Source organism: Pedobacter sp. JY14-1, from assembly GCF_029269825.1.
Lineage (GTDB): Bacteria > Bacteroidota > Bacteroidia > Sphingobacteriales > Sphingobacteriaceae > Pedobacter.
Map to the genome: position 1 here is coordinate 150,851 of NZ_JARJHU010000003.1, position 11,529 is coordinate 162,379.

The following is an 11,529-nucleotide window of genomic DNA, read 5'->3' on the forward strand; positions in this document are numbered from 1 at the left end:
TCTGTTTTATCGTTTGGAAATACCCAGGGGGCCCAGGTAATAGCGGATACCAATGCTATAATAATTATAAATGTCGGGATAGCCATCCCGCATGGTCATTGCGGAACTGTCATAACCATCGAGGCCTTCTCCCAGCGTGACCGTACTCTGAAGGTTCAGGTTAAGGGCCAGGCGGGGACTGCTCCAGGCATCTGCAAAGTAAAAGGTAATACCCAGGTTTACGGGGACCATTAGTTCGAAGGATTTGTCACGACCTGGGAAATCGTCATATTTCGCTTCTTCCGAACCGATCTTGTTACGGATTACGGTAGTCAGATTATTGCGGATTATACCTGCTCCGCCACCTATATAGAGGCCTTTTATTGCATTGAGAAAGTTATTGCCTCTATATTCTGCAAGAGCGCCAAGGTAAAGCTTCCCGTTGACCGCCGCTGCGGTGTAGCTGTTCACAAACCTGCGCCGGCTCTCGTCCCCGGGACTGCTTTCGGCTTTGATCTTTCCTTTTTGCAGCTCTGCACCCAGGCTGAGGAATGGGGTGAAGTAATAATCCAGATTGCCATAACCTGCAGTTCCCAGGTCGTGTCGTGGCAGATCGGCAAATGCCTGGGTAAAGCCGAGCCCCGCCCCTATACCAAACTTATGGAAATTATGCTGTGCAAAGACAGATCCGGATAGGAGGGCGAAGAGTAAGGAGATGTATGCTTTCAAGGTAATGTTTTGTAGTAGCCTGTTCAATTGGCGATCTTAATTATAACTTTGCTTTTTGTAAATGCGTATGCTAAAATATCAAAATAAAAATAAATCGCTTCAGCGGCGTTTCATGAAGTATGTGCAGATCGACACTCAGTCTGATCCGCTTTCCGAAACTATACCGTCGACCGCGAAGCAAAAAGACCTGGGAAAATTACTGGTGGAAGAACTCCTGGCTTTTGGTATCACTGATGCACAGCTGGATGAGTATGGTTATGTCTATGCGACAATACCAGCAACAACTGAAAAGCAGGTGCCTGTGCTCTGTTTCTGTTCACACATAGACACCTCGCCCGATTGCAGCGGGCAGGGTGTGAAACCTATTATTCATGAAAATTACCAGGGTCAGGACCTGGTGTTGCCAGATGATCCCGCTGTGGTATTGAAAATGGCTGAGCATCCTGATCTGAAGGACCAGATCGGTAACGACATCATTACCGCCAGCGGGACTACCCTTTTAGGCGCAGACAACAAAGCCGGTGTAGCAGAGATCATGGAAGCTGCAGCTTTCCTGGTGCAAAATCCAGGGATTAAACACGGCAAGATCAGGATATTGTTTACACCTGACGAGGAGATTGGAAGGGGCGTGGATAAAGTAGATATGGAAAAGCTTGGCGCCGATTTTGGTTATACCGTAGACGGAGAAACAAGGGGATCTATAGAAGACGAGACTTTTTCTGCAGACGGGGCCGTCCTGACCATTAATGGCATTAGTGCGCATCCCGGCTTTGCCAAGGGAAAAATGGAGAGCGCGATCAAGATCCTGTCCGATGTGATCAGCGCCCTTCCTTCCGATTGCCTTTCGCCCGAATCAACCGAAGCAAAGGAAGGGTTTATTCATCCTGTCAGCATTGGCGGCAGTGTTGAGCAGGCCGAGGCGCATTTCATTATCCGTGCTTTTGATGATGATGAACTGGCGGCCAACGGAGAATTCCTTGATGCTACTGTACAGAACATCATGGAAGATTATCCCAATGCTACCTATGACCTGAAGATCAGCCCGCAATACCGGAATATGAAACAGGTTCTCGAAAAATACCCGCAAGTGATGGAGAACGGTATCGCCGCGATAGAACGTGCCGGGATAAAAGCTAAACGGCAAAGTATCCGTGGCGGTACAGATGGTTCACGACTTTCCTTTATGGGACTGCCCTGCCCTAACATATTTGCCGGAGAACACGCTTTTCACGGCAAACAGGAATGGGTATCCGTACAGGATATGGAGAAAGCCGTGGAGACAATTGTTAATATCGCCGTGGTCTGGGAAGAACGGGCCTAAAGCGTCAGTAACTCAATCCAGACAGCCAACAAAACTTAAAAGGTGAGCCGGGCCAGGTACTGGTCATGCTCATCTTCAAAAATGACCTCTGTCTTCCAGCCTGATGCGGCAGCCAGGTCTTTCAATGTTTTCTGGTCTACATAAACCCATTTGAACCAGTTTCCTTTTTTACCCTTATATTCATAACGGAAACTGACTTCTCCATAATATCCCCTTTCGGGGAAAGGCACTTGTTCGTACAGATACATCAGGTCGGAGCTGTCAAAGACCAGCTGCCCGCCGGGGTTAAGCAAAGTCTTTATTTGCTGCAGGAATGCTTTCAGGCCTTGCAGAGATCCGGTAAGCCCGATGCCGTTCATCATAAAGAGCAGGGTATCGAAAGTTTTGTCCTTAAGACCGGATCCAGCGCCAAACTTCAGGATATCGCCCTGTATTACTTTTTTTAATCCCCGCTGTCCCATGAGCTTCACTGCGCCTTCAGAAATGTCCATTGCGGTTACCTCCAGTCCACGTTTTTGCAGCACCAGCGCATGACTGCCTGCCCCGGCCCCTACATCCAGCACTCTGCCCCTGCACAGGTCCAGTGCCATCAGTTCCAGTTCCGGCATTTCCTTCTCGTTTCTGAAATAAATGTCAATGGGCATTTCTTCCGGTTCATCATAAGTATTGTGCACCCACAAAATGTCCGCCGGCGGGTTCAGGAACTGGTCCTTCAGGGCTTCTCCAAGTACGTCCATATTGCAAAATTAATGGTTCTCCTGTTTTTTCCGCTATCTCGAACGCAGCGAGAGCAATACATGGGAGACCAGGCTCAGCGCAAAGACAGTTGCCAGCACCAGGTAAATGCGGGTATCGCCAAAATAGCGGTGTTCAATCGAAGCGCTCAGGATGTTGAATACCCAGACCAGCAGGAACACGGCAAATACCAGGTTGAACAGTGCAAGTACGCGCTGAAGGTTACTGAAACTTTTTTCCTGCTCTATATTGCGTAAGGTGAGCCCGTTGTACACGATGACCAGCAGCAGGGCGGCGATGGGCCAGGAATAGCTGTTCAGCAGGTAGCCAAAAAAATAGGCCAGGGCAAGCATGATGTTCAGGTAGGACAACATTTTCAGCATACCTGAATATACGAATCTGATAACACCCGATGAAAACATTTTGAACCCGTTTTTTGTTAAACTTAAGATCATTAAAACAATACCATCATGAAGAAGGAAACCAAAATTATCGCGGGTGTGTTGGCCGGGGCAGCCCTGGGCGCAGCTGTAGCATTGATATTGTCGTCTGATAAGACCGGAGAGACCAGGGATAAGATCGCGGACTGGTTCTGTGACCTGATCGACTCATCTAAAGACAAGCTGTCTGATGTGACGGATAAAGTAAAAGATTCCCTCAGTAAAGTTACCGCGTAGCTACTGAATGGAAATCGCTTTTTACGGCGCGGCACGTGCTGTCACCGGTAGTAAACACCTGATTACGCTCAATAACGGAACTAAAATTTTATTGGACTGTGGCCTGTTTCAAGGCATGGGCAATGTAACGGAAGGCTTGAACCAGCATTTTGGGTTTGAGCCTTCTGCTTTGGATTACGTCGTGCTTTCGCATGCGCACATTGACCACTGCGGGCTGCTGCCCAGGCTGGTAGCCGAAGGATTTTCGGGAAATATCTTTTGTACCCCGCCAACAATGGATCTGGCGCGGATCCTCCTGATGGATTCCGCCAAGATCAGCATGCAGGATGCCGAGTATGCCAACCGGCACATCAAGACTTCCGAGGAACAGGAAATGCCTTTGTATACCGAAGAAGATGTGATCAGAACACTGGGCCAGTTCAAGGTGCTGGATTATGGCGAAGAACTGGAGATCGACCCGAGGGTGAAGCTGCAGTTTACTGATGCCGGGCATATCATAGGCAGTGCCGCGGTGCACCTTGCAATTGTTGAGGACGGAAAAGAAACCCAAATCACTTTCAGCGGAGACGTGGGGCGCTACGGTGACCTCATCCTGAAGAGTCCCCAACGCTATGCGCAAGCTGATTACCTGATCATGGAATCTACTTATGGTGACTCACTGCATAAAGACTTCGGACCGATTGAAGAGTCACTTTATGAGATCATCCGCGAGACCTGTGAGGTAAAAAAGGGGAAGGTGGTCATTCCGGCTTTCAGTGTGGGCCGCACTCAGGAACTGCTTTTTGCGCTGAATGCCCTGGAACTTAAAGGCCGTCTGCCCGATCTGGCTTATTACGTAGACAGCCCGCTGTCTATGCAGGCAACGCAGGTGCTGAAGAATCATCCGGAAGCTTATAACAATGGGGTAAAGCAGCTTATGAAAATAGATGAGGATGTATTCAACTTCAAAGGGCTGAAATTCATCGAAAGCGTGCAGGAATCGAAGGCGCTGAATACAGATGGCAGGCCCTGTGTGATCATTGCTTCTTCGGGGATGGCTGAAGGCGGAAGAGTACGTCATCATATCCGGAATACGATTGGAAATCCTAAAAACACCATACTGATGGTGGGCTATGCCGATCCTGGCTCACTTGCCGGGAAGCTGCTGGCCGGCGAACATTCCGTTTGGCTGTTTGGCGAGGCGCATGATGTGCTTGCGGACGTGCGGTCGATCAGATCGATGAGCGCGCATGGGGATTATGAAGATCTTTTAAAGTTCCTGGGTTGCCAGGACCCGGAGCAGGTAAAACAGTTGTTCCTGGTGCATGGAGAATATGAAGTGCAACAGCTTTTTGCGCAGCGACTACGGGAAAAGGGCTTCAGGAATGTCGCGATCCCTGAGTTCAAACAAAAGTTCAGACTTTAAACTTGATGGTGCGCTAGCAGCTGGCCGGGAAACACGGGCTACATTTCAGGAAGCTATCTCAAATCCTTATTTTAGCCAGAACAAAACATAGATATGCGATTTTACTTTTCTTTGCTGTTACTTTTATGCCTTAACCTTGCTGCTGTGGTTGCACAGACAGCGAAACAGAATAGCGGGTGGTTGTTTTTGATGAATACAACCAGGTTTAATGACAAGTGGGGCATGCACTTCGATGTGCAGTTCAGGACTCAGGATAACTGGGACGGATTGCGGCATATTCTGATCAGACCGGGGCTTACCTATTACCTGAACGGGAAGTCTGACCTGACGCTGGGTTACCTGTATACCCCGACCTTCGTAAAGACGGCAGGACAGCCAGATGTAACACTTACAGAACACAGAATCTGGGAACAATATATTTATAAACATAAGCTAAGAGGGGTAAACCTGTCGCACAGACTCAGGCTGGAACAGCGTTTTGTAGAACGTAACGGTGCGGACGATGTGTTTGCTCAGCGCTTCCGTTATTTTATAAGGGCCCTGGTGCCGCTGATCAGGGAAGGAGAACTCTTTGAAAAAGGCGTATTTGTTGCATTGCAGAATGAACTTTTTCTGAATGTACACCATAAGGACGACCTGAACGGCCATGTTTTTGACCAGAACAGGGCATACGGTGCTATAGGCTACAGGTTGTCTAAAGCCTTTGATATAGAGGCAGGATATATGAACCAGGCGGTTAAAGGGGCGCTGAATAATACATCTAACAATATTGTCCAGCTCGCAGTATATACGCGTTTTTGACCGGACAAACTTTGCTTAAGGCTTTATTGCTAGTGCACCAATTCTTCGTGGTGCAGGATCCCGTCCCGGATGGAGTTGAGTAAAGGCATGTCGATGCGGCAGTCGAGGCTTTGCCGGCAATGTCCATGGTCTTCTTCATCTATTTCTATAGTGCCGATACGTTCGAGGTTTTCATCCAGGATCTGGTATTGGTCATTGTCCAGGTGACGGATGTTGTAAAAGTGACCGAGGCCATGGTTGTCTGCCACTTCAATTCTGAATTGTTCCATAATTTTTATTTAAGGTTGATTACTAGTTGTTTATGGTTGGTGGTATTGGGTTTAACACCCACCTCTGAAGTTTGTTCAGAAAGATTTAATTTTTTTGGATGCTGCTTGATGATGGGGCCAAATTTGTATTTTAGGCAAAAAAACTGTTGAAATGACCAAACCTACCATTCTGTTAGCCCTGGCTTTGTTGTTGGCCGTGGGCGTATCTGCCCAGGATAAGAATCAGGAAAAGAAAAAGCCGCAGGCTGTTGCAGACTCTGTGAAGAAGGCTGTACTTGACTCTATAAAGAAAGCAACACCGCCGAAGACTTCGCTGGAGGACAAGATCAAATCGAGTAAGAGGATTGACGGACTTTTCCGCCTGTACAGAGACACTGCTACGGGGAGTTTGCAGATGTATGTAACCAAAGACCAGCTTGCTAAGGATTTTATTTACCAGAGCTTTTCTATGGGTGGCCCTACTACGCTGTTCCTGAACCAGAATATGATCAGGAATACCATGGTGTTTAATATCAGAAAGAGTGATGATAAGATCGAGTTTCTGCAGCTGAATACGAATTTTTATTATGACAAGAACAATGCGGTGAGCAAGTCGGCCAATGTGGATGTGGCCGATGCCGTTTTTTTCAGCGAGAAGTTTACGGTGGATGACAAAGAGGGTTATCTAATCCCGGTAGATGGCTTGTTCATCGGTGATAAGCTGGATCCGGTGAAACCGGTAATGCCTCCGGGAACACCCCCGGGTGCGGTGTTTAACCTTGGCAACCTTAATACAGGAAAATCAAAGTATGCGCAGGTGCGTTCCTTCCCTAAGAATACCGATGTCGTGGTAGAACTTGCTTATGACAATCCGCAGCCGATGAATGGTGGTGGAAAGGATATTACTGACGCCCGCTATGTAAGGGTAAAGATGCAGCATTCATTTATGGAATTGCCTAAGAATGATTTCAGAGCCAGAAGGGATGACCCGAGGGTGGGCTATTTTGGCGCTGAGGTAGAAGATCTGACTTCAGTGTCGCCGACGCCTTACAGGGATTTCATCAGCCGCTGGTATCTGAAGAAGAAAGATCCTTCGGCCAAATTGAGCGAGCCTGTGGAGCCGATTGTATTCTGGATTGAAAATACGACGCCTGTCGAGTACCGGGCAATCATCAAGGAAGCGGGGGAAAAATGGAACGAGGCTTTTGAAAAAGCAGGCTTTAAGAATGCGGTGGTGATGAAGCAGATGCCAGATGATGCGAAATGGGATCCTGCAGATATTTCTTATAATGTGATCCGCTGGGTGTCTTCGATGTACCCTTCTTACGGTGCGATCGGGCCGAGCTTCTACAATCCGCTGACTGGACAGATACTGGGCGCGGATATTACGGTGGAATGGAAGTCTGGTGCCGGTACTCCTGTACAGGATGAGTTGTACAATGGCGGGCCGGCTTTGCCATCATTGCCATGGGAAAATCCGGCGGCGGCGATTTCAGGGCAGGACGGACACGGACATGTGCCGGGAAAAGGGCATATCGCCACCTGTGTACTCGCCCAGGAGTTAAGCATGCAATACCAGGCGGGCTTGACCGCCATTGAGGCATTAGATGCCGATCAGCCCGAAGCTGTTCGTGCAGAAGCGGTCCGCGAGATGCACAAACAGTTTTTATATTACCTCATCCTGCATGAGATGGGGCATACGCTAGGGCTTAACCATAATATGAAGGCCAGCCAGATGCTGAGCCCTGCCCAGATGAACGATGTAAAGCTGACCAGGAAAGTTGGTCTGCAGGGTTCGGTAATGGATTACCCGGCGATTAATGTAAGCCGTGACCGCAAAAAGCAGGGCGATTATTATACAACCAAAGTGGGCCCTTACGATATCTGGGCTATTGAATATGGATATACGCCTTTTTCTGCTTCAGAAGAGGAAGCGGGACTACGCAAGATCCTGAGCCGGAGCACGGAGCCTGAGCTGGCCTTTGGTAATGATGCCGATGACATGCGCTCGCCGGGCGGTGGAATTGATCCTCGCGTAAATGTGAACGACCAGACGAACGATATGGTGACTTATGGCGAAGAACGCTTTAAACTCATCAATGAAATGATGCCTAAGTTGAAGGACCGGTTCAGCAAGCCCGACCGGAGCTACCAGGAGCTGCGCATACGTTACGGACAGCTGAACGGACAGCGTATGAGTATGGCTGCTGCCCTGAGCCGGTATATCGGCGGGGTATATGTAGACAGGAGTTTTGTGGGCCAGAAGACCCCGAATGCGCCTTTTACACCAGTTCCGGTCGCCTATCAGAAAAAAGCACTTGACCTGCTGAGCAAGTATGTCTTCGCTCCTGATGCATTTGATGCAGATAAATACCTGTTCCCTTACCTGCAGCTGCAGCGCCGCGGATTTAATTTCTTCGGTAACAACGAAGACATCAAGCCGCTGGGAAGTTTCATGTCTCTGCAGTTGAGTACGCTTGCGCAGATTCTGCACCCAAATACGCTCAACAGGATCAATAACAGTAGCCTCTATGGCAATACTTATTCTGTGGCCTCGGTAATGAATGACCTGACGGATGATATCTTTGCTGCCGATCTGGGTAAGGATGTAAACCCTTTCCGCCAAAATCTCCAGACGGAATTTGTGAAGGCTGCTGCAGCCATCGTTGCCGCACCGGTGGGATACGATAACGGCAGCAAGGCCGCTGCCCTTTCAACATTGACTTCTATAAAGGAAAAACTGGCGGGCTCTATTTCTGCCGGAGATGAGCAGACGGTTGCGCACAGACGTAACCTAGTGTTCCTGATCGATAAAGCGCTGGTGGTCAAATAACACCAGTGCTTTATTTTATTTGTTCAAGTATTTGACAATTAAATAATTTGGCCTATCTTTGCAGTCCCCAAAAAAGCGGGGAGAACAAATTATTTAACAAATTAAATACAAGCAAGTGAATACGTTAAGTTACAAAACTGTCTCTGCCAATGCAAAAACTGTCAACAAACAGTGGGTTGTTGTGGATGCTGAGGGCGAGATTCTGGGGCGCTTGTCATCGAAGATCGCTATGATCATCCGTGGTAAAAACAAGCCTGAGTACACCCCACACGTAGACTGCGGAGATAACGTGATCGTTATCAATGCAGACAAGGTTAAACTGACCGGAAAGAAACTGTCTGAGAAGGTATATACTTCTTACACTGGTTATCCGGGTGGTCAGCGTTTCATTTCTCCTAAGGAGTTACTGGCGAAACACCCTAAGCGTGTGATTGAGAAGGCCGTACGCGGTATGTTGCCTAAGAACAGGCTGGGTGCTAAGTTGTACACCAACCTTTATGTGTATGCAGGAGCTGAGCATCCGCATGCAGCGCAGTCTCCAAAAACCATTACACTTTAATTTAGGAAGAAATGTCAGTTACCAATACTTCAGGAAGAAGAAAAACAGCTGTTGCCCGTATCTATTTGAAAGATGGCAACGGTACCATTACCGTTAACGGTAAAGATTATAAAGAATATTTTCCAACCCTGCCTTTGCAGTATATCGTTGGCCAGTCATTTGAGGTTGCTGAGCTTGTTGGCCAGTATGACGTTCAGGTGAATGTTGCCGGTGGTGGTATCAAAGGACAGGCGGAAGCAGTTCGCCTGGCAATTGCCAAAGCTATTGTTGAATTAGATGCCGAGAAGAAACCGGCACTTCGTGCAAAAGGTCTGATGACCCGTGACATGCGTATGGTAGAACGTAAGAAACCAGGACGCAGGAAGGCTCGTAAGAAATTCCAATTCAGTAAACGTTAATCTTAAGGAGGCAAAACAATGGCTAGAACAACATATCAGGACTTATTGGATGCAGGTGTACACTTTGGTCACCTCACCCGTAAATGGAACCCAAAAATGGCTCCTTACATTTTCATGGAGCGCAATGGTATCCACATTATTGATTTAAATAAAACCTTAACCAAGACTGAGGAAGCTGCGGCTGCGATCAAGCAGATCGTAAAATCAGGGCGTAAGATCCTGTTTGTAGCGACTAAGAAGCAGGCTAAGGAAATTGTGGCCGATCAGGCTAAAAAAGTGAATATGCCTTTCGTAACCGAGCGTTGGTTGGGAGGTATGCTGACCAACTTTGCTACTGTGCGTAAGTCGATCAAGAAGATGGCGAACATCGATAAGATGACCAAGGACGGTACTTATTCGATCCTTTCCAAGAAAGAGCGTCTGATGATCCAGCGTGAACGTATCAAACTGGAAAACCTTTTGGGTGGTATCGCTGACCTGAACCGTTTACCGGCGGCGATCTTCTTAATTGACGTGAAGAAGGAACACATCGCGGTGAGCGAGGCGCTGAAGTTGAATATCCCTACTTTTGCGATGGTGGATACCAACTCTGATCCTTCCAATATTGATTTCCCGATTCCTGCGAACGATGACGCGACCAAGTCTATTTCACTGATCACTGACATTATCGTTAAGGCGATTGAAGAAGGCCTGGATGAGCGTAAGCGTGAAAAGGATGAAGAAGCTGAAAAGGAAGCTGTAGCTGCTAAGGCTGCTGCTGACGCTCCTGAAGTGGCTGAACCTGGTGCCAGAAGGCAAAAGGTTGAAGCTGAGAGTGAAGAAGGATCGGGCGAAGAAGCTTAATTAAAAAATAATTTGGGTTGTACGGTGGTGTTGCAGGGTTTAACTTTCAACAGTGCAGTACAACCCATAATTTTTAAAACATAAAAAAAAGGAAATTAAAATGTCAGTACAAATTACTGCTGCGGATGTAAATAAGCTGCGCCAACAAACTGGTGCAGGTATGATGGATTGCAAAAAGGCTTTGGTTGAAGCTAACGGAGATTTTGAGGCTGCCGTAGATTACCTGCGCAAAAAAGGCGCTAAGGTAGCTGCTTCACGTCAGGACCGTGACTCTAACGAGGGTGTTGTTATTGCCAAAGCTACTGCTGACGGCAAGCGTGGTGTGATCATTGAATTGAACTGCGAAACTGACTTTGTAGCTAAAAATGCTGATTTCGTGGCATTGGGCAACAGATTCGCTGACCTGGCTGTAGAGAAAAACCCGGCTTCACTTGACGAGCTGCTGGCGTTGGAACTGGACGGCCAGAAAGTGGCGGACCTGATCGTTGACAACACTGGTAAGATTGGTGAAAAGATCGGTATCTCTAAATATGAAACTGTATCGGGTGAGAAAGTAATCCCTTATATTCATGGTAACTATCGTTTGGGCGTACTGGTTGCACTGAACCAGGATGTGACCGGAGCTGAAGAAGCAGGTAAGGATGTGGCAATGCAGATTGCTGCAATGAGTCCGGTAGCATTGGACAAAGGTGATGTTGATGCTTCTACCGTGGAGCGTGAACTGGAGATTGCTAAAGAGCAGATCCGTGCTGAAGGCAAACCGGAGGAAATGGTAGAGAAAATTGCTGCCGGTAAACTGAACAAATTCTACAAGGACAGCACTTTGCTGAACCAGGAATTCGTTAAGGATTCTTCTAAAGATGTACGTAAGTTCTTAAATGATACTGCAGCTGGTCTGACTGTTACCTCATTTAAGCGTATTCAACTGGGTGCCTAAGCCTGATTGTTGAAATAGGAAGGCCCGCTGCAATTGCAGCGGGCTTTTTTGTTTTATCTTCGTG

General features: G+C 47.7%; 13 protein-coding genes. 9 read left to right on the forward strand and 4 right to left on the reverse strand.

Features of this window, described 5'->3' with window-relative positions:
• Window positions 1-6: 6 nt before the first annotated feature.
• Complete coding sequence (locus tag P2W84_RS06685) at window positions 7-708, reverse strand: outer membrane beta-barrel protein (RefSeq protein ID WP_276089345.1); 702 nt, start codon at window positions 706-708, stop codon at window positions 7-9.
• A 67-nt stretch (window positions 709-775) separates the two neighbouring features.
• On the opposite strand from P2W84_RS06685, the gene pepT reads away from it, so the two are divergent.
• Entirely contained in the window at window positions 776-2,029 is a 1,254-nt protein-coding gene (gene pepT / locus P2W84_RS06690; protein ID WP_276089346.1) for a peptidase T, read from the forward strand.
• A 35-nt stretch (window positions 2,030-2,064) separates the two neighbouring features.
• Here pepT and P2W84_RS06695 read toward each other — a convergent pair whose 3' ends face one another.
• Complete coding sequence (locus P2W84_RS06695) at window positions 2,065-2,766, reverse strand: class I SAM-dependent methyltransferase (protein WP_276089347.1); 702 nt, start codon at window positions 2,764-2,766, stop codon at window positions 2,065-2,067.
• A 33-nt stretch (window positions 2,767-2,799) separates the two neighbouring features.
• Window positions 2,800-3,147 (reverse strand): hypothetical protein, encoded by a 348-nt coding sequence (locus P2W84_RS06700; protein ID WP_276089348.1) that lies wholly within the window; start codon window positions 3,145-3,147, stop codon window positions 2,800-2,802.
• An 87-nt stretch (window positions 3,148-3,234) separates the two neighbouring features.
• On the opposite strand from P2W84_RS06700, the gene P2W84_RS06705 reads away from it, so the two are divergent.
• From P2W84_RS06705 to P2W84_RS06715, 3 genes are all read left to right on the forward strand, one after another.
• Complete coding sequence (locus P2W84_RS06705; RefSeq protein ID WP_276089349.1) at window positions 3,235-3,441, forward strand: YtxH domain-containing protein; 207 nt, start codon at window positions 3,235-3,237, stop codon at window positions 3,439-3,441.
• Between the two features lie 7 nt (window positions 3,442-3,448).
• Window positions 3,449-4,846, forward strand: a complete 1,398-nt coding sequence (locus tag P2W84_RS06710; protein WP_276089350.1) for an MBL fold metallo-hydrolase — start codon at window positions 3,449-3,451, stop codon at window positions 4,844-4,846.
• Window positions 4,847-4,939: 93 nt separating this feature from the next.
• Window positions 4,940-5,647 (forward strand): DUF2490 domain-containing protein, encoded by a 708-nt coding sequence (locus P2W84_RS06715; protein ID WP_276089351.1) that lies wholly within the window; start codon window positions 4,940-4,942, stop codon window positions 5,645-5,647.
• A gap of 29 nt (window positions 5,648-5,676) precedes the next feature.
• Here the strand turns inward: P2W84_RS06715 and P2W84_RS06720 are convergent, their stop codons facing one another.
• On the reverse strand, window positions 5,677-5,916 hold the full coding sequence (locus P2W84_RS06720; RefSeq protein WP_276089352.1) for a hypothetical protein: 240 nt from the start codon (window positions 5,914-5,916) through the stop codon (window positions 5,677-5,679).
• Between the two features lie 151 nt (window positions 5,917-6,067).
• Between P2W84_RS06720 and P2W84_RS06725 the strand changes: the two genes are divergently transcribed.
• From P2W84_RS06725 to tsf, 5 genes are all read left to right on the forward strand, one after another.
• Entirely contained in the window at window positions 6,068-8,728 is a 2,661-nt protein-coding gene (locus P2W84_RS06725; RefSeq protein WP_276089353.1) for a zinc-dependent metalloprotease, read from the forward strand.
• A gap of 115 nt (window positions 8,729-8,843) precedes the next feature.
• Window positions 8,844-9,287 carry a 50S ribosomal protein L13 gene (gene rplM, locus P2W84_RS06730; protein WP_276089354.1) on the forward strand — a complete coding sequence of 148 codons (444 nt, stop codon included), beginning with the start codon at window positions 8,844-8,846 and terminating at the stop codon, window positions 9,285-9,287.
• A gap of 11 nt (window positions 9,288-9,298) precedes the next feature.
• On the forward strand, window positions 9,299-9,685 hold the full coding sequence (rpsI, locus tag P2W84_RS06735; protein WP_276089355.1) for a 30S ribosomal protein S9: 387 nt from the start codon (window positions 9,299-9,301) through the stop codon (window positions 9,683-9,685).
• An 18-nt stretch (window positions 9,686-9,703) separates the two neighbouring features.
• Complete coding sequence (gene rpsB / locus P2W84_RS06740; RefSeq protein WP_276089356.1) at window positions 9,704-10,528, forward strand: 30S ribosomal protein S2; 825 nt, start codon at window positions 9,704-9,706, stop codon at window positions 10,526-10,528.
• A gap of 100 nt (window positions 10,529-10,628) precedes the next feature.
• A complete protein-coding gene (gene tsf / locus P2W84_RS06745) occupies window positions 10,629-11,465 on the forward strand; it encodes a translation elongation factor Ts (protein WP_276089357.1) in 837 nt (278 codons plus the stop codon).
• The last annotated feature ends 64 nt before the right edge of the window (window positions 11,466-11,529 follow it).

Bases quoted from the DNA above. Each gene is read 5' to 3' on its own strand.
- pepT (WP_276089346.1), top strand. From the start codon at position 776: ATGCTAAAATATCAAAATAAAAATAAATCGCTTCAGCGGCGTTTCATG.
- P2W84_RS06695 (WP_276089347.1), bottom strand. From the start codon at position 2,766: ATGGACGTACTTGGAGAAGCCCTGAAGGACCAGTTCCTGAACCCGCCG.
- P2W84_RS06700 (WP_276089348.1), bottom strand. From the start codon at position 3,147: ATGCTGAAAATGTTGTCCTACCTGAACATCATGCTTGCCCTGGCCTAT.
- P2W84_RS06705 (WP_276089349.1), top strand. From the start codon at position 3,235: ATGAAGAAGGAAACCAAAATTATCGCGGGTGTGTTGGCCGGGGCAGCC.
- P2W84_RS06710 (WP_276089350.1), top strand. From the start codon at position 3,449: ATGGAAATCGCTTTTTACGGCGCGGCACGTGCTGTCACCGGTAGTAAA.
- P2W84_RS06715 (WP_276089351.1), top strand. From the start codon at position 4,940: ATGCGATTTTACTTTTCTTTGCTGTTACTTTTATGCCTTAACCTTGCT.
- P2W84_RS06720 (WP_276089352.1), bottom strand. From the start codon at position 5,916: ATGGAACAATTCAGAATTGAAGTGGCAGACAACCATGGCCTCGGTCAC.
- P2W84_RS06725 (WP_276089353.1), top strand. From the start codon at position 6,068: ATGACCAAACCTACCATTCTGTTAGCCCTGGCTTTGTTGTTGGCCGTG.
- rpsI (WP_276089355.1), top strand. From the start codon at position 9,299: ATGTCAGTTACCAATACTTCAGGAAGAAGAAAAACAGCTGTTGCCCGT.
- rpsB (WP_276089356.1), top strand. From the start codon at position 9,704: ATGGCTAGAACAACATATCAGGACTTATTGGATGCAGGTGTACACTTT.
- tsf (WP_276089357.1), top strand. From the start codon at position 10,629: ATGTCAGTACAAATTACTGCTGCGGATGTAAATAAGCTGCGCCAACAA.